We start from the raw sequence: 25,156 nt of genomic DNA on the forward strand, positions 1-25,156 counted from the left end.
GCGAGGTGATATGGCTGACGGAGTGAATTCATCAACCTCGAAGCTATACCTGTAATGACATGTAGGAGCTGGCTTGCCAGCGATGCGGTGTGTCTGGCACACCGCGTTGCACTGATCGCCGCCAAGCCGGCTCCTACAGGGGGTTGGCGTTAGTGAAAGAGTACCGCCGTCTTCTGCAAGGTCACCCACACACCCCACGCCAACGGAATACCCACCACCAGCCATGCCGCCACCGCCAGCGGCTTGGTGCCAGGCGCAGCTTTCCACTCCAGCACGGTACTGCTGTCAGCGCCTTTGTCATGGCCCAGCGCCTGCTCGGCGGCCAGTTCGGCGTCGGTCATGAAGTACTTGTCCGCCACCGGACGCACCAGCAGGTTGCACAGGAAACCCAGCACCAGCAGGCCGGCGAGGATGTACAGCGTGATGTCGTACGCTGCTGCACGCTCGACGCCGATGCTCAGCTGATATTCACGCAGGTAGTTCACCAGCACTGGACCGAGCACGCCGGCAGCCGCCCACGCCGTCAGCAGTCGACCGTGAATCGCACCGACCATTTGCGTACCGAACAGGTCCGCCAGATACGCCGGAACAGTCGCGAAACCACCGCCGTACATCGACAGGATGACGCAGAACGCCGCCACGAACAGCGCTATGCTGCCCAGGTGACCGAGGTTCGGAATCAGTCCGTACAGGGCAAAGCCCAAGGCGAAGAACACGAAGTAGGTGTTTTTGCGACCCAGGTAATCCGAGAACGAAGCCCAGAAGAAGCGCCCGCCGATGTTGAACAGGCTCAGCAAACCGGTGAAACCGGCCGCGATGGCGGCGATCGAAGCCAGCTGCGAAGCGTCGAGTTGGCCGAACGCCAGGTCATTGCCCAACAACTTGCCACCGAACACTTCCTGCAACAGCGGCGACGCCATGCCGAGGATGCCGATACCGGCCGATACGTTCAGGCACAGCACCAGCCACACCAGACGGAACTGCGGGGTCTTCCAGGCCACATTCACGTGAACATGACGATGAGTAATCATCGCGTTCGAGGCTTTTTTCGCCGGGGCGGTCCAGCCTTCAGGCTTCCAGCCCGTTGGCGGGACGCGGTAGGACAATGCACCACCGATCATGAACACGAAGTAGATCGCGGCCATGACCAGGAAGCTCTGCCACACGCCGACGCTGGTTGGCGAAGCGAAATGCCCCATCAGCGCTGCCGCCAGCGGAGCACCGACCATCGCGCCACCTCCGAAGCCCATGATCGCCATGCCGGTGGCCATGCCGCGCTTGTCCGGGAACCACTTGATCAGGGTCGAGACCGGAGAAATGTAGCCCAGGCCCAGGCCGATACCACCAATGACCCCGGAGCCGATCCACATCAGCCAGATCTGGTGGGTATACACGCCCAGCGCCGAAATCAGCAGGCCGCCGCACCAGCACAGCGCCGATACAACCCCTGCCTTGCGTGGCCCGGCATGTTCCAGCCAGCCACCCCAGATGGCGGCCGAGCAACCCAGGAAGATGAAGAACAGGGTGTAGATCCAGCCGAGCATCGAAATCGGCCAGTCACACTGGGACGAAAAGACCTGTGCGATAAAACCCGTGTCCGCTGCGCAGGCCACTGGCGCCGTGATGCCCAGCGCCTTGGACAGCGGCAACCAGAACACCGAAAAGCCGTAGGCCATGCCGATGCACAAGTGGATGGCCAGCGCGGCCGGCGGTACCAGCCATCGGTTGAAACCGGGCTTGGCGATGATCCGCTCCTTGGACAGGAACGCGGGCTGGTCGGCGCTGAAGCCGTCCGCCGTGGTGCTCGTGGTCATTGTATTTCCCCCAATTATTAGTAGGGTTCGCCAGCCACACTCCCGGCCTTTATGCACGCAGACATGACCGTTTTTTGCTGGAGCGCCTTGTTGTGCGACAACAGGTCGCAGAAGGACGGGCGAACGGGCAAAGGTTACCATCTGCCAGTGACAGAAAAACCAAACTGACATCACCTTTTGTACGTCGTCTGATCTCCATCGCTTAATGACCTCACAGGAATCACCATGCCGATCATTGTCGAGCCGCTGAACCAAGCCACGTCCCAGGATCGGCAGGATCTGCAGAAGATCTACCACGACGCTCCACACTGGCTGTTCGCCCCGTTTTCCGGCGAGGCGCAGTTGATCGAGGACTGCTTGCGCGACGGCACACTGATCGCCGGACGCTTCAACGATCGCCTGCTGGGCGCGGCCCGCTTGCAAAGGCACCCAGACGCCTGGCATTTGTCACAAATATGTGTGCGAAAAATTACCCGTCGCCGTGGTGTTGCCGAGCGACTGGTGGCCGAAGCGCAAAAAATGGCCGCTCAATCGGGCATGACGCTACGCCTGCTGGCACCTGCCGGGCACCTGGAAGCGCAGGCACTGGCCGCCAAGCTGAAACTGCCGCTGGATGTAGTACCTGAGTGATCGCTGACCGGTCGTCCGTTCCGGGGCGCTATACTCCCCGGCTAAATTTTGAATTCGACTAATTACAAGGACTCGCCCATGAAAGCGTTCGGCAAAATCCTGGGTCTGGTACTTCTCGGGCTGTTGCTGATCATTGTGGCGCTGGGCTTTGCCCTGACCCACCTCTTCGATCCCAACGACTACAAAGACGAGATTCGCCAGATTGCCCGCGACAAAGCCCACATCGAGCTGACGCTCAATGGCGATATCGGCTGGAGCCTGTTCCCGTGGCTGGGCCTGGAACTGCACGACGCCAGTGTCGCGACCATGGTCAAACCGACCGAACCGTACGCCGCCTTGCAGATGCTCGGCCTGTCGGTGCGCGTGCTGCCGCTGTTGCGCCGCGAAGTGCAGATGAGCGACGTGCGCGTCGAAGGCCTGAACCTGCGCCTGACCCGCGACAAGGAGGGCCATGGCAACTGGGAGGACATCGGCAAGCTGCCTGCAACGGCCGGCACCGACGCGACCGGCACCCCGCCAGCCGCGACCGAACCTGCGCCCGAAACCGGCGCCGCAGCGGAAAAACCGCCTCAGCCGATCCGCCTGGACATCGACAGCCTGACCGTGAACAACGCACGGGTCGAATACACCGACGAACGAACCGGCAAGAGCTTCAGTGCCGAAAGCATTCAGTTGAGCACCGGCGCGGTCCACGACTCCGTCAACATCCCGCTCAAACTCACGGCTTTCCTGTCAGCCAACCAGCCGGCACTGCGGGTGCGTACCGAACTCAACGGTGAGTTGCGCATCGCACGCGCGCTGCAGCGCTATCAGTTCGAAGACATGAGGCTGTCCGGTGAAGTGACCGGCGACCCCTTGCAAGGCAAGGCCGTGACGTTCTCCGCCCAGGGCCAGTTGGTACTGGACAAGGCCGCCAACGTTGCCGAGTGGACCGGCATCAAGGTCTCCGCCAACCAGTTGCGGGCACTGGGAGAACTGAAGGTCAACGATCTGGACAAGACACCACAGGTCAGCGGCGGCATCTCGATTGCCCAGTTCGACCTGGCGAAATTCGTCGACAGCATCGGCCAGAAACTCCCGGCCATGGCCGAAGGCAGCCTGAGCAAAGTCGAGTTGGTCAGCCGATTGGCCGCGACACCGACCAGCCTGGCGCTCGACGACCTCAACCTGAAAGTCGACGACAGCACCTTCAGCGGCCGCATCGCCGTCGAAGACTTCGCCAAGCAATCGCTGCGCGCCGTGCTCAAGGCCGACACCTTCAACGTCGACCGTTACCTGCCGCCGAAATCCGCCGAGGCCAATAGCGCGACACAAGTGCGTCAGGCCGAAGTCGCCAGCACCGAAGCCGATGCCTTGGCCGGCGCCGGCAGCACTCCATTGCCGCCCGCGCCGACCAAGGACGCGTGGAGCAGCGAGCGCCTGTTGCCAGTGGAACGCTTGAGCAAGCTCGATGTGGACGCCGACCTGACCTTTGGCCAGTTGACCCTGCAAAAACTGCCGATCCATAACGCTGCGCTCAAGGCCACTGGCCAGGGCGGCCTGTTGACGCTGGCCAACCTGCGCGGCGACCTGTACGAGGGCAACTTCGAAACCACCGGCACGCTCGATGTGCGCCAGCCAGTGCCGGCGCTGAACCTGCAGACGAAGATCAGCCGGGTACCGGCGGAAAAAATCCTCGAAAGCCAGGGCAAGAATCCGCCGGTCAAGGGCCTGGTCACGCTCAACAGCAACCTGACCGGCAACGGCAACAGCCAGAAGGCGCTGATCGAAACCCTCAACGGCAACGCCAGTTTCGTCATCAACAATGGCGTGCTGCTCAACGCCAACCTTGAGCAACAGCTGTGCAAAGGCATCGCTACGCTCAACCGCAAAACCCTCAGCGGCGAACCGCGCGGCAAGGACACTCCGTTCCAGGAGCTCAAGGGCAACCTGACCTTGCGTAACGGAGTAGCCAGCAACCCGGACCTGAAAGTGCGCATCCCGGGCATGGCCGTCAACGGTGACGGTGACATTGATCTGCGCGTGCTGGGCATGGACTACCGCGTCGGCATCATCGTCGAAGGCGATACCAGCGCCATGCCGGACCCGGCCTGTCAGGTCGGCGACAAGTTTGTCGGCATCGAGTGGCCACTGCGCTGCCGTGGCCCGCTGGAGCTGGGTGCCAAGGCCTGCCGTGTGGATAACGAGCGCATGAGCCAGGTCGCGGCCAAACTGGCCGGCGAGAGAATCAGCGAGAAGATCGACGAGAAACTGGGCGACAAGGTCAACCCGCAACTCAAGGACGCGCTCAAGGGGCTGTTCAAGCGATGAGAGCCGAACAGTTTTCAACGGCGGTGCTGGACTGGTTCGACCGCCACGGCCGTCACGATTTGCCCTGGCAGCAGGACATCAACCCGTATCGGGTATGGGTCTCGGAAATCATGTTGCAGCAGACCCAGGTCAGCACTGTGCTGAACTACTTCGACCGCTTCATGGCCTCGTTGCCAACGGTCGAAGCCCTGGCCGCGGCACCTGAAGACGAAGTGCTGCACCTGTGGACCGGCCTGGGTTACTACACCCGCGCGCGCAATTTGCAGAAGACCGCGAAGATCGTCGTCGAGCAGTACGGCGGCGAATTTCCCCGGGACGTGGAAAAGCTCACGGATCTGCCGGGGATCGGCCTGTCCACCGCCGGCGCCATTGCCAGCATCAGCATGGGCCTGCGCGCGCCGATCCTCGACGGCAACGTCAAACGCGTCCTGGCGCGCTTTACCGCGCAAGAGGGCTACCCGGGCGAACCAAAGGTCGCCAAACAGCTCTGGGCCAACGCTGAGCGCTTTACGCCGCACGACCGGGTCAACGCCTACACCCAGGCGATGATGGACCTCGGTGCCACGCTCTGCACCCGCAGCAAACCGAGCTGCCTGCTGTGTCCGCTGGAAAAAGGCTGCGAGGCGCACATGCTCGGCCTGGAAACCCGTTACCCGATCCCCAAGCCGCGCAAGGCCATCCCACAGAAGCGTACGCTGATGCCGATGCTGGCCAACGTCGAAGGCGCCATCCTGCTTTACCGTCGCCCCTCTACGGGCCTCTGGGGCGGCTTGTGGAGCCTGCCGGAACTCGACGACCTCGACGACCTGTCACACCTGGCCGCGCAGCACTCGCTGGAACTGGGCACCCAACAGGCATTGCCGAGCCTGGTGCACACCTTCAGCCATTTTCAGTTATCCATCGAACCCTGGCTGGTTCAGGTCCAGGAGACCGGCCATCACGTGGCCGAGGCCGACTGGCTCTGGTATAACCTCGCCACCCCGCCGCGCCTGGGCCTTGCCGCCCCGGTCAAGACCTTGCTCGAACGCGCGGCCGCCGTATTGAACGCAGGAGAGTCGTCATGACCCGCACCATCATGTGCCGCAAGTACAAAGAAGAATTGCCAGGCCTGGAGCGCGCTCCCTTCCCGGGCGCCAAAGGCCAAGACATTTTTGAGCACGTCTCGGCCAAGGCCTGGGCCGACTGGCAAAAACACCAGACCCTGCTGATCAATGAAAAACGCCTGAACATGATGAACGCCGAAGATCGCAAATATCTTCAGGGCGAAATGGACAAGTACTTCTCCGGCGAGGATTACGCCAAGGCCGAAGGCTACGTACCGCCATCGGAATAACCCCGATTTATCGGGGGTCGGAACGTAAGCGACGGTAATAATTAAAATTTTTTTGAAAACTTGCTTGACGACCCCCTGAAAAACCCGTTTAATGCGCCCCGTTGCCCAGATAGCTCAGTCGGTAGAGCAGGGGATTGAAAATCCCCGTGTCGGCGGTTCGATTCCGTCTCTGGGCACCAAAATACCGAAAAACCCCAAGCGAAGATGATTCCTTGGGGTTTTTTATTGCCTGCGATTTGATGGCCGCTGGACCACCTCCAGACCAAGTCACTCTCCACCCCGCCTTAACCCCCCACCCGATACGCCCGACGAATGATGGCAATTTGACGTCATCGTTTTGCCCTGTAAACTGCCAGCCACTTCCGCTTTCTTTGCGTAAAAGGAATTTGCAATGCCAACCCTGGGCGAAATCCGCGTCAACACTACGACTGGCAAAAACTCCGAGCCCTCCCTTACGGCTCTGAAGGACGGTGGTTACATCGTGGCGTGGAGCGATCAGGGAACAAGCTTTACCGATTACATCTACACCCAGCGCTATAACGCCAGTGGTGTGAAGGTAGGCGGGCCGGCCCTCGTCAACAAAGTGACCAACAGCGCACAGGAAGATCCCACCATCACCGCATTGGCCAACGGCGGCTACGTGGTCGCCTGGAAGTCGGATACCTTCGACGACATGGCCGACATCGCCGCCCAGGTCTACAACGCCAATGGCGTCAAGGTTGGAAGCGAGTTCATCGTCAACACAACCAGAATCGGCACGCAGGACAGCCCGGAGATCACCTCGCTGAAGGACGGCGGTTTCGTGGTGACCTGGGCTTCGTTCGGCCAGGACGGCAGCGGTTGGGGCGGTTACCTGCAGCGCTATGACGCCAGCGGGGCGAAGGTCGGGGTGGAGACTCGCGTCGCTACCACCACTCTGTCCGACCAGGATGGCCCTACTGTCACGGACCTTGCCGATGGCGGCATGATGGTGGTCTGGGAGGGCAACGGAAAAGACGATACAGCTGGCATCTTCGGTCAGCGGTTCAAGGCCGACGGCAGCAAATCGGGCTCAGAAGTTCGCATCAGCACCAGGGTTGCCGACGATCAGACAGACCCTGTCGTGAAGGTCCTGAGTAACGGTAACTACGTCGTCACCTGGCAATCGGCTCCCGACGATGGTGATGGCGACGACGAGACCGATGCCCCTGCCGACGTCTATTCCCAGCTTTTCAATGCCGCTGGCGTAAAAGTGGGCGTGGAAACCCGGGTCAACACCACCACCGCAGGCAATCAGGAAGAGCCTAATGTCACCGCCATGACGGATGGCGGTTATCTGGTGACCTGGGCAGGCCAGGGCACCGGTGATGTCAATGGCATCTTCTGCCAACGCTTCAATGCCAGCGGCGTCAAGGTGGGCACAGAAACCCGCATCAATACCACGACCGCCGACAATCAATTGTTCTCCCAGGTGACGGCATTGGCCGATGGCGGCTACGTGGTTGCCTGGGAGTCCTCGAAGGCAAGCGGGCAAGTTGACGTTTATACCCAGCGCTTTGACGCGAACGGCAACAAGGTTTCCAGCCTGACAGGCGATGCCCTGGCCAACACCCTGACCTGGAGCGACGCTGGCAGCGTGATCATCGACGGCGGCGCGGGCAATGACACGCTTACAGGCGGCCGTGCCAACGACCATCTGAACGGCGGAGCAGGCAATGACTCGCTCAATGGCGCCGCCGGTGCCGACCGCCTCATCGGCGGCGACGGCTCCGACCTCTACTACGTCGACAACGCCGGCGACATCGTCAGCGAAACCAATGCCACAGCCAGCACCGGCGGCACCGATAGCGTCTATAGCTTCCTCGGCGCCTACACTCTGGGTGATAACGTCGAGAACCTGCGCCTGCTTTCGACCAGCGCTGCCAACGGTACCGGTAACAGCCTCAACAACGTCATCGACGCCGGGGCTGGCAACAACGTCCTCGATGGTGGCGCCAGCATCGATACCGCGTCCTATGCCTACGCCACGGCGGCGGTCACGGCCAATCTGGGGCTGACCACTGCACAAGCCACCGGTGGTTCCGGTTCAGACACCCTGCTGAACTTCGAAAACCTCACGGGCAGCAACTTTCACGACACGCTGACCGGTAACGCAGCCGCCAACGTCCTCAACGGCGGCCTGGGCAACGACAGCCTCAACGGCGCCGCCGGTGCCGACCGCCTGATCGGCGGCGACGGCTCCGACCTCTACTACGTCGACAACGCCGGCGACATCGTCAGCGAAACCAATGCCACGGCCAGCACCGGCGGCACCGATAGCGTCTACAGTTTCCTCGGCGCCTACACCCTGACTGACAATGTCGAGAACCTGCGCCTGCTGGCGACCGGCAATGCCAATGGCACCGGGAACAGCCTCAACAACATCATCGACGCCGGGGCCGGCAACAACGTCCTCAATGGTGGCGCTGGCATCGATACCTTGTCCTATGCCTACGCCACGGCGGCGGTGACGGCGAACCTGGGGCTGACCACTGCACAAGCCACCGGTGGCTCTGGTACAGACACCCAGTTGAACTTCGAAAACCTCACGGGCAGCGCCTATCACGACACGCTGACCGGCAATGCGCTTGCCAACACCCTCACCGGCGGTGCCGGCAACGACACGCTCACCGGTGGAGCCGGCAACGACCTGTTGATCGGCGGCACGGGCCTGGACAAGCTTTATGGCGGTGCCGGGGCCGACAAGTTCGACTTCAATGCCCTGAGTGAAATGGGCCTGGGCGCCGCCCTGCGCGATGTCATCGGCGACTTCAAGACCAGCGAAGGCGACAAGATCGACCTGTCGACCCTGGACGCCAACCTGGCGACGGCGGCCAACGATGCGTTCAACTTCATCGGTTCCAGCACGTTCAGCAGCAATGCCACGGGGCAGGTACGGTTCGCCGACGGCATTCTCTACGGCAGCACCGACGCCGACACCGCCGCGGAGTTCGAAATTCAGTTGCTGGGGGTAAGCAACCTGCAAACTGCCGATCTGATTGCCTGATAGAGGTGGTCGTACCGGCATAACTCCGGCACCCAATACCGAAAACCCTGAATCGCTGGATTCAGGGTTTTTTATGCCCGGGATTTGATGAGGCACCGCTCCAGATACCATCGAAACTCCGGGCGAAGCATCAATTCCCCCTCCGCCCTATCGCCCTATCGCCCTATCGCCATGCCAGCAAGCGCCTGTAACGCTTGCCGGGGTTGAGGTCCACATGTGTCAGGTGTTTGTGATCGGCCATTCCTGGCAGTCTCTTGGGTCTGTCAGAACGCTCCGTATGCTTTAAAGGAAACGGACGACATACGCTGATCATGGAATTGAGCAAAATCGAAAGAGGAGCTGCCGCATTACCGGAAGCAGATACACAACAGAGATGTAGACAATGACTGACGCCATCAAACCAGACGTCGAAACCGCTGAGTTTTTTACTGAACAAGAAATCAGAACTTTCAGCTTCGATACCCAGCAATCAACACTGCTTCACAAATTCGCCAAAGAACTGGCCGCAATCGGCGGGCCGCAGGCACCAGGAGCCAAGTCCAAAGCGTCTCTGGCAGCCACCGAATTAAAGTTCTCGTTTTCGAAAAACCAATGCGAACTGCTGAGTGCCTATTCCGATGGCTTTGTTTCGGTTTTGATTTTTGAAGGTCTGCAAAAAATCACCGATGTCAGCCCTCCAAATGAACTGCCAGACCTGGCATCCCTGGAAAATCGTTACGATGTACTTTGCCTGGCCGCCCGTAATCAGATCCTGTTGAAACTGGTGGATAACAGTGCCTTTGCCTATGACATGGACAACGAAGGAAAACTTGTTCGACTGGTGGCCAACTTCAAAGGTGGCGGACTCATCAAAATCAATGCCGAGCCGGAAATCAAAGAACTGAGTTCCCATTCCGGCCTCGCGCTTGGCCCGCATACGGAGGCACCGTACTGGTGCGCCGTGAACGCGAAAGACGAGCACTCTCCCTCTCCATCGTCGCTCATACTTTCCGCCTTGTGGAACCCGAGCCTGGAGCCTACGCGAGTCATTCCACTACCTCCCATACTCGAAAAAATTGGCGTCACCAACTGCCTCGCACGACCACGGATAACTTCCAGTTCACTCGTAGTGACTCCTTTGTCAGCGGCAAAGGGGAAGATGGCCGCAACGTTTCGATTCTGGAGTTTGACGACAAGACAGGGTTCGCAGCCCGCTTTAATTCGTATCGTTTTTCGGTCAATGACAACGTCTCAACCTTTGTGAAGACGGCTTACACCGCCCTTTGCCAGGGTGTGGATGAAGCAACTCCGGTCGAATGCACGCTGACCCAGGAATCGGCCATGGTCATCAATAACATTCGGGCTCTGCACTGTCGCGATGTCATCAAAGACAACAGACGGGTCTTGGTTCGTATTTTCGGACTTTCAAAATTTTCTACCCCCATCGTTGTTTCAGAGGACCCGTTAGTGCTGCAGGGCTGATTCCTTATGTGATCAGGCTGTTGAACGACCAGTCATGTGATGACTGGCCAATAACCATAAAGAGAGAATGCAATGTCCTTGGATGTAATTGGCATGTTGGCGCTTGTCGCTTTTTGCGCCGGCTTTTTTGATGCGATTGCCGGTGGGGGCGGTTTGATCACCCTGCCTGCATTGTTTCTGGCAGGTGTAGATCCGATCAGTGCAATTGCAACGAACAAGTTCCAGGCCGCTTCGGCCACTGTTTCGGCAACGGTGACCTTTGCTCGCAAAGGAATGATCGAGTGGCGCGAAGGCCGTTTCCTGATTATCTGCGGATTTATTGGTGGCGCCAGTGGTGCCTTGCTGGTCAGCTCTATTGATAAGCACTACCTGGAAGTTTGCGTGCCTATAATGCTGATCCTGGTAGCCATCTACTTTGCGTTTTCTCCAAAGCTGGCCAATGAAGATCGACGTAAGAGGATCAGTATTCTGCTCTTTTCCTTTACCGTGGCGCCGATCCTGGGTTTTTACGACGGTATATTTGGCCCCGGCGTGGGCTCTTTCTTCATTGTCGGATTTGTACTGCTATCCGGTCTGGGCATGATGCGGGCCATGAGTTTTACCAAGCTTGCCAACGCCTCTTGCAACCTCGGCTCTCTGTCGGTCTTTATCACCAAAGGTGTGATTATCTGGCCGGTAGCCATAGCCATGGCTTTGGCGGCCTTCATCGGCGCTCAATTGGGTGCACGGGCCGCTGTCCGGGTCGGACCACGGCTGATCAAACCCATGTTGATCGTGGTCTGCTGCGCCTTGGCCATCAAGCTGCTGAGCGTAGAAACCAACCCCTTACGCGTTGCACTCATCCAAGCGTATGCGGGCATCAATAACGAAAAACCCTGAGTCGCAGGACTCAGGGCTTAGAGCTTCCCGTTAACTCGCATCATTCCAGTGAAAAACCAGGTTACGGGCTGCACCACTGCCAACATCGGCAACGTCCTGCCGGGTTTCGCCGTTGCGCGTCGCAATGACCGTGTATTTACCGGCAGGCAGCTTCACATAAACCAGCGGACCGGCGTTATTGAGCGTCAGCACGGTTTGCCCCGGGGCTTTCTGAATGACCACGCTCACGTCAGGAATGTATTCATTTCCCGTCCCGACAGAGAACGTCATGTGCAGGTTATAGCCGGTGGTCTGCTGGATGGCCCTGGATTCATCCTCGCCGATACCGCCGGACAGGTAGGCGATGCCGTTTTGCTCCTGGCTCTGCACCTGTACGCCAGTGCTGTCGACTGGATCAAGGCTGGCGGCGGGTGACATCGATGGAAACATCAGCACGCCGACGGCGGTGAGTGGCAACAGGAGTGAATGGAGATATTTCATGATGACGACTCCCGGGTTCTGCAGAACCCAATCGTTACACTCTTTGGATTTCCTGTTGGAGGGAGGGGTTTTAGATCGATTTGGCCTGAGTACGAAACGTACTACGCCATTTTCGCCTCATCCCTCGCCCGCCCTCCGATACGTCCTGCCAGCGAATCCGGTTTTTCCTGCCTGTTTTTCAGTCACTCCCGGCAGCTTCGAAGGGGGCTCACTGGTCATGCTCTTTCCCTGTCCAATCTGCTGCGGAAGACCTCATGACGGCCCTCACACCCAACGACACTCACGATCCCTATCTGGCTTCACTACTTGGAAACCTTGGCAAATCGATCCATCAGGCACGCCAGAAAGTGCTTCGGGCGGTCGATACCGTTCAGGTGCAAACCTGTTGGCAAATCGGGCGACATATCGTCGAGTTCGAGCAGGAAGGCGCTCGGCGGGTGAGGTATGGCAAAGAATTACTGTCGACCCTGGCAAACAGGCTTACTTCAGAATTCGGGAAAGGCTTTGACGAAACCAATCTGCGAAAAATGCGCCAGTTTTATCAGGCCTTTCCAATTCGTGACGCACTGCGTCACGAATTGAGCTGGACCCACTACCGCCGCCTGCTTCGGGTCGACAACGACAGCGCCCGTCTCTGGTACATGAACGAATCAGCCACCCAAAACTGGTCAAGTCGCGCCCTGGAACGCCAGATCAATACGCTGTACTACGAACGCCTGCTGGCGAGCCGCGATCGCGGCAGTGTGAAGCAGGAGGCCGCCACCAACATTCAAAACATGAAGGCCAGCCCTCGGGATTTCATCCGTGATCCGGTGGTCCTGGAGTTTCTGGGTTTACCGAATGCCGGCAAGCTTCAGGAAAGCGAGATCGAACAGGCGTTGATCGAACAACTGCAAGGCTTCTTGCTGGAGCTGGGCAAGGGCTTCGCGTTCATTGCCCGCCAGCAACGCATCAGTACCGACAGCAAAGACTTCTACATCGACCTGGTGTTCTACAACTACTTGCTCAAGTGCTTCGTCATCCTCGATATCAAGCGCGGTGAACTGACCCATCAGGATGTGGGGCAGATGGACATGTACGTGCGCATGTACGACGACCTGAAACGCGGCGCGGAAGACGGCCCCACTGTCGGCATCATTCTCTGCGCGCAAAAGGATGAGTCCGTGGTGCGTTACTCGGTGCTTGAAGGAAACGAACAACTGTTCGCCAGCAAGTACAAGCTCGTCCTGCCGAGCGAAGAGGAACTCCGTAACGAACTGGATCGGGAACGGGCGGCTCTTGAAGAACGACTACTCGATCAATCACTGCGTTGAGGCCAATGGATTGTTCATCAACGGCATCAAGACTATCGTTGGCAGCTACCCGCAAAGGTCCGACGCCGATGAATTTGCAGGACATGCCTTCACTCGCTCCAACTCAAATCGAGTTGCCATTGCAATGCGCCGAGTCCGGCGAACCATTCAAGGAAACCGCTGCAGACGGCTTCGTCCTCGGTGGCTTCACCTGGCGACACCCCTCTCGGGATACCGCTCGTCCGATCGTGATCATCAACGCCGCCACCTCGGTTCGTTGTCGTCATTACTCGCGCTTCGCCGACTATCTGTTCGATCATGGCTTCGATGTCATCACCTATGACTACCGCGGCATCGGCGAGTCGCGGCCGGCATCGCTCAAAGGTCTGAAGGCTTCATGGACCGATTGGGGGGCGCTGGATTTCGAGGCGATGCTCAAGCGCGCACAGCGTGAGTTCCCCGGGCAGCCTATCGATGTGGTCGGCCACAGCTTTGGCGGCTGTGCAGCGGGCCTGGGGGCGTCCGGGCACCTGATCCGGCGCTTGGTGACGGTCGGAGCGCAATTTGCCTACTGGCGCGACTATGCGCCCGCCCATCGCTGGCGGATGTTTGGCAAGTGGCATGTGCTGATGCCACTGGTGACGATGATCTACGGCTACTTTCCGGGCAAACGCCTCGGATGGCTGGAGGACACACCCGCCGGCGTGGTCCGTGACTGGAGCCTCTCTACTGCCCGTTACGAAAAACGCTCCAGCGGCCGCGCGATCAGCACAACAAGCGGGCAACTGCCCTTTGCCGATGTCACCGCACAAACCCTGGCCATCAGCATCAGCGATGATCCTTACGGCACGGTCCCGGCCATCGAACGCCTGCTCAGCTACTTCACCGGCAGTACAAACGCTCACCTGCGTATCCACCCTGAAGACATCGGCGAAGAAGAAGTCGGACATTTCGCCTTTTTTCGCAGCCCATACCAAGCCACACTATGGCCCATTGCATTGGCCTGGCTGCAAAACGGCGAACTGGCCCCCGATACCCCCGGGCGGCGAGTGCCACGCGGCTAGGGGGCGTTCTCAATTAGTTTTCACGCCGCGACGGGAAAACTAACTGAGAACGCCCCCTAGGCCTCTTGCCCTTTCAACGAATACGGAACGACGCCCATGGCCTCCGCCAACAAGCAGCACAAACGCGCCTCCCGCGCCAAGGCCAAGGCCAAGCAGAACCGCACCCAGCGGGCCGCCGCGCCGGTCGAACTGGACCCGAACGACGATCGCATCGACTTCGAATCGGTGGACCTGACCGAACTGTTCAAGAAAATGATCGACGCCGAAAAGATCAGCCAGCAAGCCATGTGCACGGCCTTCCTCGAAGACCCGTTGCTGGAACTGGTGTACGAGCAGGAAGGCGAAGAAGGCGCGATGGACTTCATCCTCGCCGCGCTGATCGAATATCGCCAATGGTCGGCCGAAACAGACGAAGCCGGCGCCCTGGCGTGGATCGAATCTCCGGCCTTCCAGGCCGACTATGTGGCGGCGTCCGACGCCATTGCCGCGCAAACCCAACAGAAACCGAACTGAGTTCCCATGGCCTCCCTGAACAAGCAACAGAAACGCGCCAAGCGTGCAAAAGCCAAAGCCAAACAGATCAATATCCACGGCAGGAAACCCGCTGCTCTGGACGATGATGAACTCGGCCACCTCGCCGAGCCGATCCCGGAATACACCCTGGCGATGTTCAGCAAAATGCGCGACGCCGAAGCCGTCAGCCGCAGCGAAATGCTCTCGGTCTTGCTGACGAACCTCGCCTTTATCATCGTCGACCACCCAGAACTGCTGGACATGGAAAACGCCGACGACGAAGGCATGGCCGCCACCCACCTGGCCGCCGACATGCTGATCGACTACCGCATGTGGGCCGACGGCATGGACCGCGACGCCGCCCAGGCATGGCTGAGCGAGCCACAGTTCATTACTGACTTCGGCACTGCGCTGGACGCCTACCGCGAGTCGCAGGAAATGCCGGAAGAAAAAGCCGAGTAAGGGTTACGGCGCAAACAAAAACGGCCGCTTGTCATCACTGACAGCGGCCGTTTTGCATTACGCGATATGGATCAGTTCAGCACTACCGCGCCACGCTTTTCCAGTTTGCGACGGCGAGCCACCAGCAAGCCGGCCGCTACTACCAGGGCACTGAGCAAGCCGGTCGCGAGGATTTCCACACGATGGGCATCCTGGAACAGCATGATGGTCAGGGCCGCAACGATGAAGACGATCACCGCGTAGGTCAGGCCCGGGAACAGCCACATGCTGAAGACGATTTTCTCACCGCGGGCCATACGCTGCTTGCGCATGCGCAGTTGCGAAATCGCGATCACCAGGTACACCAGCAACGCGATGGCGCCGGAGCTGGCCAGCAGGAATTCGAACACGGCAGCCGGGGCCACGTAGTTGGCGAATGTTGCCAGGAACGCAGCGCCGGTGGACAACATCACCGCCCAGTAAGGCGTGCCACTTTTGTTGGTGCGCGTGGACATGGCCGGTGCATCACCGCGCTTGCCCAGGGAGAACAGCATCCGCGACGAGGTGTAGAGCGCCGAGTTCAGGCAGCTGGTCACAGCAACCAGCACCACGATGTCGACAATCATCTTGGCGTTCGGGATGCCCATGCGCTCAAGCACGGTCTGGTAGGAGCCGAGGCTTGCCAGTACCGGATCGTTCCAAGGCACCAGGGCCACAACGATGAAGATCGACACGAGGTAGAACAAGCCGATCCGCCAGATCACCGAGTTGGTGGCCTTGGAGATTTGCTTGCCGGGGTTCTTCGATTCCGCGGCCGCGATGGTCACGATCTCGGTGCCCATGAAGGAGAACATGGTGGTCAGGATCGCGCCCAGTACCGCGCCCATGCCGTTTGGCAGGAAGCCCTGAGTGTCGAACAAGTGCGAAACGCCGCTGACCTGGCTGTTCGGCAGGAAGCCGAAGATCGCCGCTACGCCGAGAATGATGAAACCGATGATGGCCAACACTTTGATCAGGGCAAACCAGAACTCGAATTCACCGTAGTTCTTCACGCTGAACAGGTTGGTCACGGTCAACAGCATCGTGATGACCAGGGCGAAGGCCCAGATGTCCACGCCTGGGAACCAGGCGTGCAGGATGGTCGCGGCAGCGTTGGCTTCCAACGGGATCACCAGAACCCAGAACCACCAGTACAACCAGCCGATGGTGAAGCCGGCCCAGTGACCAATCGCGCGGTCGGCGTAAGTCGAGAACGAACCGGTGTCCGGCGAGGCAACGGCCATTTCGCCGAGCATGCGCATCACCAACACCACCAACATGCCGGCGGCGGCGTAAGCCAACAGAACAGCCGGACCTGCAGCGGCGATGGCGTGACCCGAGCCGACGAACAAGCCGGCGCCGATAACCCCGGCAATCGACAGCATGGTCACATGACGCGGTTTGAGCCCCTGTTCGAGGCCGTTAGAGCTTTGGGTACTGCTCATTGAAACTACCTTTGTAAGGAAAAGCGAATGCGTGCATCCCGTTCAGCGATCCTTCTCGTAAAAAGAAGCCAACGGGGCGTTCTGGATTCTGCACGCAATAATTGCGCCAAAATGTTTCAAATCCCTCTAGCCCGGTGATCTCACTTCGACCGGACGGTCATCGCAACCCATTGAATTTAATGGCACTTTGCCAGAGCGTTACCCTGCGACCCACTTTGCGGGGCAAATCCGCGCACCGGAAACACACCTGAAAATGGCCCGGCGCACATTAAAAGTGCACAACCGCTGCATTTGGCCGGATAGCGCTTCCAACACCCCGTCAAAGCTGGCAACATCGCGCCTTTTTTTGCGACAGCCACCGCGCTTTTTGTCGACAGGCAAGGTTCAAACGGCTGTTCGGTTGTTGATGGGGCGACAGTCTGCTGCGCCGATGCGACAACCTGCCACACGCCAGCCGTTTACCGTCCGTAGCGCTGTTGGCTGCCATTGAAACGCTATGCTAGGTTGGCCGCCTCGCCAGGAAGGCCGCCAACAGCAGGAGCGCAACATATATGAGGAACGCACATGGCTGAGGCCACGCCCGCGCTTGAAATCCGCAACTTGCACAAACGCTACGGTTCGCTGGAGGTGCTCAAAGGCATCTCGCTGACCGCCCGCGACGGCGATGTGATCTCGATCCTGGGTTCCTCCGGCTCCGGCAAGTCCACGTTCCTGCGCTGCATCAACCTGCTGGAGAACCCGCACCAGGGCCAGATCCTGGTCGCCGGCGAAGAACTCAAGCTCAAGGCTGCGAAGAACGGCGAGTTGGTCGCCGCCGACGGCAAGCAGATCAATCGCCTGCGCAGCGAAATCGGTTTTGTGTTTCAAAACTTTAACCTGTGGCCGCACATGAGCGTGCTCGACAACATCATCGAAGCCCCGCGCCGCGTGCTCGGCCAGAGCAAGGCCGAAGCCATCGAAGTCGCCGAAGCCCTGCTGGCCAAGGTCGGCATCGCCGACAAGCGCCACGCCTACCCGGCGCAATTGTCCGGCGGCCAGCAACAACGCGCGGCCATCGCCCGCACCCTGGCCATGCAGCCCAAGGTCATCCTGTTCGACGAGCCCACCTCCGCGCTTGACCCGGAAATGGTCCAGGAAGTACTTAATGTCATCCGCGCGCTGGCCGAAGAAGGCCGCACCATGCTGCTCGTGACCCACGAAATGGGCTTCGCCCGTCAGGTCTCCAGCGAAGTGGTGTTCCTCCACCAGGGCCTGGTAGAAGAGCAAGGATCGCCACAGCAGGTGTTTGAAAACCCGCTTTCGGCGCGCTGCAAACAATTCATGTCCAGCAACCGCTAACGGAGCTACCCACATGCAGAACTACAAAAAGGTCTTCCTGGCAGCCGCCGTCACCCTGGCGTTCAGCGCCGGTGCCATGGCCGAAACCCTGAAGATGGGCATCGAAGCGGCTTACCCGCCGTTCAACAATAAAGATGCCAGTGGCAATGTCGTCGGCTTCGACAAAGAGATCGGCGACGCCCTGTGCGCCAAGATGAAAGTCGAGTGCACCGTCGTGACCTCCGACTGGGACGGCATCATCCCGGCCCTGAACGCCAAGAAGTTCGACTTCCTGATCTCCTCGATGTCGATCACCGACGAGCGCAAGCAAGCGGTGGACTTCACCGACCCGTACTACTCCAACAAGCTGCAGTTCATCGCCAAGAAAGACGTCGACTTCAAAACCGACAAGGCCTCGGTCAAAGGCAAGATCATCGGCGCCCAGCGCGCGACCCTGGCCGGCACCTTCCTGGAAGACAACTATGGTGACGACATCACCATCAAGCTCTACGACACCCAGGAAAACGCTTACCTCGACCTGACTTCCGGCCGTCTGGACGGCATCCTGGCCGACAAGTACGTCAACTACGAATGGCTGAAAAGCGACGCTGGCCGTAGCTACGAGTTCAAGGGCGACCCGGTGGAAGAAAGCGACAAGATCGGTATTGCCGTGCGTAAAAACGATCCAATCCGCGCGAAGCTGAACACCGCGCTGAAAGAAATCGTCGCTGACGGCACCTACAAGAAAATCAACGACAAGTACTTCCCGTTCAGCATCTATTGATTCTGACCTGCCTGACCGGCGCCTGATGGCGCCGGTTCTCGGCCTTGCCTGCCGCGATTTGAAAAGAAATCCATGATTATCGACCTCTACGGATTCGGCCCGGCGCTCGCCGCTGGCGCGCTGATGACTGTGAAACTGGCACTCTCGGCCCTGTGCCTGGGGCTGGTGCTCGGTCTGCTCGGCGCCTTGGCCAAGACTTCCCCGTACAAGCCGCTGCAATGGCTTGGCGGCACTTATTCGACCCTGGTTCGCGGCATCCCGGAATTGCTCTGGGTGCTGCTGATCTACTTCGGCACGGTCAACCTGATGCGTGCCCTGGGCGAGTTCTTCGGCAACCCCGACCTTGAACTCAACGCCTTCGCCGCTGGCGTGATTGCGCTGGGCCTGTGCTTCGGCGCCTACGCCACGGAAGTGTTTCGCGGCGCAATCCTCGCCATCCCCAAAGGCCATCGTGAAGCCGGCGTGGCCCTGGGCCTGTCGAAGTGGCGCATCTTCACCAAACTGATCATGCCGCAGATGTGGCGCATCGCCCTACCCGGCCTGGGCAACCTGTTCATGATCCTGATGAAAGACACCGCGCTGGTGTCGGTGATCGGCCTGGAAGAAATCATGCGTCACGCGCAAATCGGCGTGACCGTATCCAAACAGCCGTTCACCTTCTATATGGTCGCCGCGTTCATGTACCTGAGCCTGACGGTGCTGGCGATGACCGGCATGCACCTCCTGGAAAAACGCGCCGCCCGCGGCTTCGCGAGGAGCACCCAATGAACTGGGAAGTCATCATCAAGTGGCTGCCGAAACTGGCCCAGGGCGCGACCCTGACCCTGGAACTGGTGGCCATCGCCGTGATCGCCGGTTTGCTGCTGGCCATTCCGCTGGGCATCGCCCGCTCGTCGCGCCTGTGGTGGGTGCGGGCCTTTCCCTACGGCTACATCTTCTTTTTCCGCGGCACGCCGCTGCTGGTTCAGCTGTTCCTGGTCTACTACGGCCTGGCGCAGTTCGACGCGATCCGTAACAGTTCGATGTGGCCGTACCTGCGCGATCCGTTCTGGTGCGCCACGGCGACCATGACCCTGCACACGGCGGCCTACATTGCAGAAATCCTGCGCGGCGCCATTCAGGCGATTCCACCGGGCGAGATCGAAGCGGCACGGGCACTGGGCATGTCCAGGCCAAAAGCGCTGTTCTTCATCATGCTGCCACGCGCGGCGCGCATCGGCCTGCCGGCCTACAGCAACGAAGTGATCCTGATGCTCAAGGCCAGTGCACTGGCCAGTACCGTGACCTTGCTGGAACTGACCGGCATGGCCCGCACCATCATTGCCCGGACCTACCTGCCGGTGGAGATCTTCTTCGCCGCGGGCATGTTCTACCTGGTGATGGCTTATGTGCTGGTGCGCGGCTTCAAGCTGCTGGAGCGCTGGTTGCGCGTCGATGCCTGCCAAGGGCGTTGATAGCTGCGTGTTGACGGGCGAGGCCTTGCTCGCCCGCTTCACCGCTCTGGATGCTTTTCTGACAGAGCATCAGGCACTGTGGAAACCTCGGCCATTCACTCATCTGCAGCTTCCCTGGGAAGCGTCCTACCCAGCTCTGGCCGAATGGCTACGCGAGCGGTCGTTGGAAGACGCGGAAAACGCCCACAATCAACCTGCCCTCCTGAATGCGCCGGAACCCTTTGCTTCCTTGGCATCGATGTCCGTTGCCTTGAGTGCCGTGGATGAATTGCCTGCGCACGCACTCGAAGCGGCCGGCCATCGACTGAACGTCGATGTACCGGGGCGCAAATGGCAGCAGATCGAAGCCTTCGCCAGTCGATTGCAGTTTTCCGAAACACCGAAGCATTGGCTGGACTGGTGCTCGGGCAAGGGACACTTGGGGCGCCGCCTGCTGCAACCGGGGCAACAACTGACTTGCCTGGAATATGACCCGGCACTGGTATCCAGCGGCCAGACACTCAGCCAGCGCCATCACCTGCATGCGCTGCATATTGAACAGGATGTGCTCGCGGCAGACGCCGCTACTTTACTGAGTGCGCACCACACGCCCGTCGCGCTTCACGCCTGCGGTGATTTGCATGTGCGGCTGATTCAACTCGCCAGCGCCACAGGCTGCAAACAGCTCGCCATTGCGCCGTGCTGCTACAACCGGATCAGTCTTGCCCAATACTCGTCGATTTCCTCGGCCGCCCAAGGCTCCGGCCTACAGCTTTCCCTCGACGACCTCGCGTTGCCCATGAGCGAAACCGTCACCGCTGGCGCCCGCGTGCGCCGTCAGCGCGACACCTCCATGGCCCGGCGCCTGGGTTTCGACTTGCTGCAACGGCAACTGCGCGGCATGGACGAGTATCTACCAACCCCTTCCCTGCCCAGCGCCTGGCTGGACAAACCCTTCGCCGATTACTGCCATCACCTGGCCGCACTCAAAGAGTTATCCACAATCGGCCCGCAAGATTGGCCAGCGCTTGAAGCCGCCGGTTGGCAGCGCTTGGCCGAGGTGCGCAACCTTGAGCTGCTACGCGGACTTTTCCGACGTCCGCTGGAGCTTTGGCTGGTTCTCGACCGGGCACTTTTCCTCGCCGAACAGGGCTACAGCGTCCGCGTCGGTACGTTCTGCGAAACACCGCTCACGCCGCGAAATTTCCTGCTCCTGGCCGAACGCGCTTAAACACACTCAACCTGTGGATAACTCTGTTGATGAAATAATCGTGGATCCAATATCCACGCCTGTTTTAGGGCTGAAACCTTCTGTTCATTTTTTGTACATCTGCATAAAAAATCGAAAAAACAGGTATTTGCGGACAAACGAGAACAGATCCACAAATTTGGCCTAAACCCGGTGCGCTGCCAATGCCATTGTGCATAAGCATTTAATCAAAACGACATAAACGCCTAATCCCGGACCGCAGACAGGGGAAATTGCACCCTTTCCCTTCTCTTGATATACACACACGCAAGGCAGCCAGTAGCGCGGCCACGAACAAGAAAATTCTTTCGACAGGATGCGCCCGTGACGTTCATTTCTTACGCACAGAATTTCGAAGACATACGCCTGTGGCGCGCCCTCAAAACCGTCGAGAACGGCTTCTACATCGACGTCGGGGCAAACGATCCCACCCATGACTCGGTCACCAAGGCGTTCTACGACAACGGCTGGACCGGTATCAACGTCGAGCCGATGCCCAACTACCACGAAGCCTTGTGCCAGCAACGCCCCAAGGACACCAACCTGCAATGCGTGGCCGGCGAAAGCGCCGACACCCTGACCTTCTACGGCATCGCCGGCACCGGCCTCTCGACCGTCGACCCTGCCATGGCGCAGATGCACAAAGACGCCGGCATGGACGTGCGCAGCCAAACCGTCCAATCGCGCACCCTCACGTCGATCTGCGAAGAACACGCCCAGGGCCGCGCGATCCACTTCCTGAAGATCGACGTCGAAGGCCACGAAGAGACCGTCCTGCGCGGCATGGACTTCACCCAGTGGCGGCCGTGGGTCATCCTCATCGAAACCCCGTGGGAGCGCGACCAGACCTGGGAAACCCTCGTCACCGGCGCCGGCTACCAATCCATCCTGTTCGACGGCATCAACACCTACTACCTCGCCGAAGAACACCTGAACCTCAAACCCGCCTTCGACATCCCGCCGTGCAACCTGGACGAATTCCAGTTCTGCAAAGGCCACAACTTCAGTCACCCGGTGAGCGACACCGAAAACCAGCTCGCCGCCGCCCTGCACCGCGCCGAACAGGCCGAAGCACAGCTGCGCGCGATGCAAAACAGTCGAACCTGGAAAGCCATTCAGAAACTCAAGAAAACCCTACTGCGCGCCTGACCCGAAGCCCGCGTAAAAATAGTCAGAATTCAGGGGTTTACAGAACCTATCCAATCGCTATAATCGTCGCCCTGACACGCCGGTATAGCTCAGATGGTAGAGCAACTGACTTGTAATCAGTAGGTCCCGGGTTCGATTCCTGGTGCCGGCACCACATTAGGCTCCATTGCATTCCACCGAATGCTCTGGAAGCCCCGAAAACCCGCCCTTTGGCGGGTTTTTTCGTTCCAGGACCCTCTGTCGGGATCCAACAAAATCCCCCTTCCCCGAGGGTATGTTAGGGGTACTGCGATTTTCCGGTCAGGAGCGCGTACCCCTATGCCACGTCTAGCGATCCCTCTCAGCGACCTGCAATGCCGCACGGCCAAAACCCGCGAACGCGCCTACAAACTGTTCGACGGCGGCGGCATGTACCTTTTCGTCAAACCCAATGGCGTGAAGACCTGGCGCTTGAAGTACACCAAGCCCAACGGCAAGGAAGGTACGCTCATTATCGGCAATTACCCCATCGTTACCCTTTCCGTCGCACGGCGTAAGCGAGACGAAGCCAAGGCATTGCTGCTCGACAATCTCGACCCAACGGAAGAAAAGAAGAAGGCCAAGATCGTGGCCCAGCGTGCGACACTGCTTTTCGAAACCGTTGCTCTGGAGTGGCACGCTGATATGTCCCGCCGCTGGACCGAAGGCCACGCAAAAACCGTAATGAGCCGACTGCGCACCCACGCCTTTCCGCTGATCGGCCAACGCCCCATCGCCGAGCTTGATACCCACGACTTGCTAGAGATCACCCAGCGCATCAAGGAACGCGGCACCATGGATGTGGCGCTCAGGGTGCAGAACTACTTGTCCACCATCATGCGCGGGGCCAAAAGAGCCCGGCAGATCACCATGAATCCTGCACTGGATCTGGCAGGCTCGATTCACGCGCCGCGCACAGTCCATCGTCCGGCCCTCTCCCTCAACCGCCTACCCGAACTGCTACACCGTATCGACAACTACAACGGCCGCGAGCTGACGCGACTCGCCGTCCTATTGACGTTGCATGTATTCGTCCGCTCCAGTGAACTGCGCTTCGCTCGATGGAGTGAGTTCGACCTCCAACGCGCCATGTGGGAAATCCCCGATACGCGCGCACCGATTGAAGGGGTACGCAACTCCACACGTGGGACCAAGATGAACGGCGACATTCAAATGGTTCCGCTATCGCCCCAAGTGATCGAAATACTGGAGCGCCTGCGCAGCCTCAGTCGCTTTTCAGAGTTGGTGCTACCGGGCGACCACAAGTACTGGAAGCCCATGTCCGAGAATACGGTGAACACCATGCTCCGCAACGTCGGCTATGACACCAGCAAGGACGTGTGCGGCCACGGCTTCAGGACCATGGCCTGTAGCGCTCTGCTGGAGTCCGGGTTATGGACCGACGCAGCCATCGAAAGACAAATGAGCCACAAGGAACGCAACCGTGTGCGTGCCGCGTATATCCACAAAGCTGAATTTCTGGAACAGCGTCGGCTGATCATGGCGTGGTGGAGCAACTACATCGATGCTAACCGCCATGGGCATGTGACGCCCCACGAATTCGCTCATCCAGTCGGCGACAACATCACCGCCCTACAAAATAGCCGTGGCGCATCCAAACGTGGGTAAGCCAATGAGATCACCACAGTCCGCCCTTCCACGCGGGTCCATCCAAGCGGGGCTGCAAAGCCGCCCTGCTTGGATGGACCTCACTTAAAAAATCTAAAGCCCACGCAATTGTCTGTGGAAAACCACAGATTTCCACCGGTGGATAATTTCATCCACAGCCGCGGAGCTCCCAAAAATTCGAGCCTTGACCTGAATTATCCACAGGCGTAGAAAAGATCGGGCAAAGCGCTGTCGTTGACAGCAACCCAGGTAGCCAGAACCTCTAAGGCTACGCCACGCCGTGGTGGTTCACCCAAAGTGCGATTAGCGTCCGGCAGCTCGCACGGTCACTCACCGAGTGATGGATGCCTACTTCAGATCATTGCCATTGCGGCAAATACATCCCCCTACCCAGCTGCCTGCAGCAACCTATCCGCTTGGCCATTTCATTGCGCCAACCTGCGCCCGTCTCTTTCTTCCGGAAAGAGACGGGCGCTCCTACCGCTGCTGCAGCCCATCTCGTACAAGGCGTTGCGGCATTCCCCCTCGTGACAATCGGCGTGACAAACACCGAAAAGTCACCAGCAACAGCGATGCAGATGATGGTGCCGCAGCCCAAGGAATGGATTGCACCTGACTGACAGTCAGGCATGCCCCGGTCATCACCTCACTGCCTTCACCCGACTCAGGATCTCGCGGCGTTGGTCTCGTCAGCCAGCACAGCCTCCACCCGCCCACTTCCTCGGAAGTGCTCAGGGGGCCAGATCATGAGATGCCCAAGCTCCCGGTCGTAAGGAGCCGCCAGTCCCGCGCTAGTGGACAACCCTCACAGGTCGCAGGGGCCTTGATCCCTGATAACACTCAACATTCGT

Annotated in this window: 20 protein-coding genes, 2 tRNA genes and 1 pseudogene; 20 read left to right on the top strand and 3 right to left on the bottom strand. The window is 59.4% G+C overall.

Annotation, left to right across the window (positions count from 1 at the left end; genetic code table 11):
* Positions 1 to 149: 149 nt before the first annotated feature.
* Complete coding sequence (locus tag CD175_RS27305) at positions 150 to 1,814, bottom strand: OFA family MFS transporter (RefSeq protein ID WP_104451157.1); 1,665 nt, start codon at positions 1,812 to 1,814, stop codon at positions 150 to 152.
* A 225-nt stretch (positions 1,815 to 2,039) separates the two neighbouring features.
* On the opposite strand from CD175_RS27305, the gene CD175_RS27310 reads away from it, so the two are divergent.
* The 8 genes and pseudogenes from CD175_RS27310 (at position 2,040) to CD175_RS27345 (ending at position 11,452) form a co-directional block, all read left to right on the top strand.
* Complete coding sequence (locus CD175_RS27310) at positions 2,040 to 2,444, top strand: acetyl-CoA sensor PanZ family protein (protein ID WP_104451158.1); 405 nt, start codon at positions 2,040 to 2,042, stop codon at positions 2,442 to 2,444.
* A 78-nt stretch (positions 2,445 to 2,522) separates the two neighbouring features.
* Positions 2,523 to 4,754: an AsmA family protein gene (locus tag CD175_RS27315; RefSeq protein ID WP_104451159.1), complete on the top strand. Its 2,232-nt coding sequence runs from the start codon at positions 2,523 to 2,525 to the stop codon at positions 4,752 to 4,754.
* On the top strand, positions 4,751 to 5,818 hold the full coding sequence (gene mutY / locus CD175_RS27320; protein ID WP_104451160.1) for an A/G-specific adenine glycosylase: 1,068 nt from the start codon (positions 4,751 to 4,753) through the stop codon (positions 5,816 to 5,818). The genes CD175_RS27315 and mutY overlap by 4 nt, the downstream gene beginning before the upstream one ends.
* The gene (locus CD175_RS27325) at positions 5,815 to 6,087 is read left to right on the top strand and encodes an oxidative damage protection protein (RefSeq protein WP_104451161.1); all 273 of its coding nucleotides are present in this window, start codon (positions 5,815 to 5,817) and stop codon (positions 6,085 to 6,087) included. The genes mutY and CD175_RS27325 overlap by 4 nt, the downstream gene beginning before the upstream one ends.
* A 103-nt stretch (positions 6,088 to 6,190) precedes the next feature.
* Positions 6,191 to 6,266, top strand: a tRNA-Phe gene (locus CD175_RS27330).
* Positions 6,267 to 7,384: 1,118 nt separating this feature from the next.
* Positions 7,385 to 9,112, top strand: a complete 1,728-nt coding sequence (locus CD175_RS32210; protein WP_476748388.1) for a type I secretion C-terminal target domain-containing protein — start codon at positions 7,385 to 7,387, stop codon at positions 9,110 to 9,112.
* 382 nt (positions 9,113 to 9,494) lie between these two features.
* Positions 9,495 to 10,573 (top strand): annotated as a pseudogene (locus CD175_RS27340) (hypothetical protein).
* Positions 10,574 to 10,645: 72 nt separating this feature from the next.
* Complete coding sequence (locus CD175_RS27345) at positions 10,646 to 11,452, top strand: TSUP family transporter (RefSeq protein WP_104451163.1); 807 nt, start codon at positions 10,646 to 10,648, stop codon at positions 11,450 to 11,452.
* Between the two features lie 30 nt (positions 11,453 to 11,482).
* Here CD175_RS27345 and CD175_RS27350 read toward each other — a convergent pair whose 3' ends face one another.
* Positions 11,483 to 11,932, bottom strand: coding sequence for a hypothetical protein (locus tag CD175_RS27350; RefSeq protein WP_104451164.1), 450 nt, complete (start codon positions 11,930 to 11,932; stop codon positions 11,483 to 11,485).
* A 254-nt stretch (positions 11,933 to 12,186) separates the two neighbouring features.
* Here CD175_RS27350 and CD175_RS27355 point away from each other — a divergent pair, with 254 nt between their 5' ends.
* From CD175_RS27355 to CD175_RS27370, 4 genes are all read left to right on the top strand, one after another.
* Positions 12,187 to 13,245 carry a PDDEXK nuclease domain-containing protein gene (locus CD175_RS27355; RefSeq protein WP_104451165.1) on the top strand — a complete coding sequence of 353 codons (1,059 nt, stop codon included), beginning with the start codon at positions 12,187 to 12,189 and terminating at the stop codon, positions 13,243 to 13,245.
* A gap of 68 nt (positions 13,246 to 13,313) precedes the next feature.
* Positions 13,314 to 14,288, top strand: a complete 975-nt coding sequence (locus CD175_RS27360) for an alpha/beta hydrolase family protein (protein ID WP_104451166.1) — start codon at positions 13,314 to 13,316, stop codon at positions 14,286 to 14,288.
* Between the two features lie 96 nt (positions 14,289 to 14,384).
* Positions 14,385 to 14,801, top strand: coding sequence for a hypothetical protein (locus tag CD175_RS27365; protein WP_007972780.1), 417 nt, complete (start codon positions 14,385 to 14,387; stop codon positions 14,799 to 14,801).
* A 6-nt stretch (positions 14,802 to 14,807) separates the two neighbouring features.
* A complete protein-coding gene (locus tag CD175_RS27370; RefSeq protein ID WP_104451167.1) occupies positions 14,808 to 15,263 on the top strand; it encodes a hypothetical protein in 456 nt (151 codons plus the stop codon).
* Between the two features lie 71 nt (positions 15,264 to 15,334).
* Here CD175_RS27370 and gabP read toward each other — a convergent pair whose 3' ends face one another.
* Complete coding sequence (gene gabP, locus CD175_RS27375; protein ID WP_015093062.1) at positions 15,335 to 16,726, bottom strand: GABA permease; 1,392 nt, start codon at positions 16,724 to 16,726, stop codon at positions 15,335 to 15,337.
* 564 nt (positions 16,727 to 17,290) lie between these two features.
* On the opposite strand from gabP, the gene CD175_RS27380 reads away from it, so the two are divergent.
* The 8 genes from CD175_RS27380 to CD175_RS27415 all read left to right on the top strand — a co-directional run bounded on the left by CD175_RS27380 (position 17,291) and on the right by CD175_RS27415 (position 24,305).
* Positions 17,291 to 18,064 (top strand): ABC transporter ATP-binding protein, encoded by a 774-nt coding sequence (locus CD175_RS27380; protein WP_007972784.1) that lies wholly within the window; start codon positions 17,291 to 17,293, stop codon positions 18,062 to 18,064.
* Positions 18,065 to 18,077: 13 nt separating this feature from the next.
* Complete coding sequence (locus CD175_RS27385; protein ID WP_102700258.1) at positions 18,078 to 18,827, top strand: ABC transporter substrate-binding protein; 750 nt, start codon at positions 18,078 to 18,080, stop codon at positions 18,825 to 18,827.
* Between the two features lie 72 nt (positions 18,828 to 18,899).
* Positions 18,900 to 19,595, top strand: a complete 696-nt coding sequence (locus CD175_RS27390) for an ABC transporter permease (RefSeq protein WP_056725834.1) — start codon at positions 18,900 to 18,902, stop codon at positions 19,593 to 19,595.
* Entirely contained in the window at positions 19,592 to 20,281 is a 690-nt protein-coding gene (locus CD175_RS27395) for an ABC transporter permease (protein ID WP_104451168.1), read from the top strand. The genes CD175_RS27390 and CD175_RS27395 overlap by 4 nt, the downstream gene beginning before the upstream one ends.
* Positions 20,262 to 21,491: a methyltransferase gene (locus tag CD175_RS27400; protein ID WP_104451169.1), complete on the top strand. Its 1,230-nt coding sequence runs from the start codon at positions 20,262 to 20,264 to the stop codon at positions 21,489 to 21,491. The genes CD175_RS27395 and CD175_RS27400 overlap by 20 nt, the downstream gene beginning before the upstream one ends.
* A gap of 342 nt (positions 21,492 to 21,833) precedes the next feature.
* Positions 21,834 to 22,658 carry an FkbM family methyltransferase gene (locus tag CD175_RS27405; protein WP_104451170.1) on the top strand — a complete coding sequence of 275 codons (825 nt, stop codon included), beginning with the start codon at positions 21,834 to 21,836 and terminating at the stop codon, positions 22,656 to 22,658.
* Positions 22,659 to 22,736: 78 nt separating this feature from the next.
* Positions 22,737 to 22,812: transfer RNA gene (locus CD175_RS27410), tRNA-Thr, on the top strand.
* Between the two features lie 164 nt (positions 22,813 to 22,976).
* Positions 22,977 to 24,305: a tyrosine-type recombinase/integrase gene (locus CD175_RS27415; RefSeq protein WP_104451171.1), complete on the top strand. Its 1,329-nt coding sequence runs from the start codon at positions 22,977 to 22,979 to the stop codon at positions 24,303 to 24,305.
* Positions 24,306 to 25,156: the final 851 nt, after the last annotated feature.

It is taken from the genome of Pseudomonas laurylsulfatiphila (assembly GCF_002934665.1).
Lineage (GTDB): Bacteria > Pseudomonadota > Gammaproteobacteria > Pseudomonadales > Pseudomonadaceae > Aquipseudomonas > Aquipseudomonas laurylsulfatiphila.

What these genes read in the sequence shown, in the direction of transcription:
- CD175_RS27305 (WP_104451157.1), bottom strand. Translation starts at nt 1,814, where the DNA reads ATGACCACGAGCACCACGGCGGACGGCTTCAGCGCCGACCAGCCCGCG.
- CD175_RS27310 (WP_104451158.1), top strand. Translation starts at nt 2,040, where the DNA reads ATGCCGATCATTGTCGAGCCGCTGAACCAAGCCACGTCCCAGGATCGG.
- CD175_RS27315 (WP_104451159.1), top strand. Translation starts at nt 2,523, where the DNA reads ATGAAAGCGTTCGGCAAAATCCTGGGTCTGGTACTTCTCGGGCTGTTG.
- mutY (WP_104451160.1), top strand. Translation starts at nt 4,751, where the DNA reads ATGAGAGCCGAACAGTTTTCAACGGCGGTGCTGGACTGGTTCGACCGC.
- CD175_RS27325 (WP_104451161.1), top strand. Translation starts at nt 5,815, where the DNA reads ATGACCCGCACCATCATGTGCCGCAAGTACAAAGAAGAATTGCCAGGC.
- CD175_RS32210 (WP_476748388.1), top strand. Translation starts at nt 7,385, where the DNA reads ATGACGGATGGCGGTTATCTGGTGACCTGGGCAGGCCAGGGCACCGGT.
- CD175_RS27345 (WP_104451163.1), top strand. Translation starts at nt 10,646, where the DNA reads ATGTCCTTGGATGTAATTGGCATGTTGGCGCTTGTCGCTTTTTGCGCC.
- CD175_RS27350 (WP_104451164.1), bottom strand. Translation starts at nt 11,932, where the DNA reads ATGAAATATCTCCATTCACTCCTGTTGCCACTCACCGCCGTCGGCGTG.
- CD175_RS27355 (WP_104451165.1), top strand. Translation starts at nt 12,187, where the DNA reads ATGACGGCCCTCACACCCAACGACACTCACGATCCCTATCTGGCTTCA.
- CD175_RS27360 (WP_104451166.1), top strand. Translation starts at nt 13,314, where the DNA reads ATGAATTTGCAGGACATGCCTTCACTCGCTCCAACTCAAATCGAGTTG.
- CD175_RS27365 (WP_007972780.1), top strand. Translation starts at nt 14,385, where the DNA reads ATGGCCTCCGCCAACAAGCAGCACAAACGCGCCTCCCGCGCCAAGGCC.
- CD175_RS27370 (WP_104451167.1), top strand. Translation starts at nt 14,808, where the DNA reads ATGGCCTCCCTGAACAAGCAACAGAAACGCGCCAAGCGTGCAAAAGCC.
- gabP (WP_015093062.1), bottom strand. Translation starts at nt 16,726, where the DNA reads ATGAGCAGTACCCAAAGCTCTAACGGCCTCGAACAGGGGCTCAAACCG.
- CD175_RS27380 (WP_007972784.1), top strand. Translation starts at nt 17,291, where the DNA reads ATGGCTGAGGCCACGCCCGCGCTTGAAATCCGCAACTTGCACAAACGC.
- CD175_RS27385 (WP_102700258.1), top strand. Translation starts at nt 18,078, where the DNA reads ATGCAGAACTACAAAAAGGTCTTCCTGGCAGCCGCCGTCACCCTGGCG.
- CD175_RS27390 (WP_056725834.1), top strand. Translation starts at nt 18,900, where the DNA reads ATGATTATCGACCTCTACGGATTCGGCCCGGCGCTCGCCGCTGGCGCG.
- CD175_RS27395 (WP_104451168.1), top strand. Translation starts at nt 19,592, where the DNA reads ATGAACTGGGAAGTCATCATCAAGTGGCTGCCGAAACTGGCCCAGGGC.
- CD175_RS27400 (WP_104451169.1), top strand. Translation starts at nt 20,262, where the DNA reads ATGCCTGCCAAGGGCGTTGATAGCTGCGTGTTGACGGGCGAGGCCTTG.
- CD175_RS27415 (WP_104451171.1), top strand. Translation starts at nt 22,977, where the DNA reads ATGCCACGTCTAGCGATCCCTCTCAGCGACCTGCAATGCCGCACGGCC.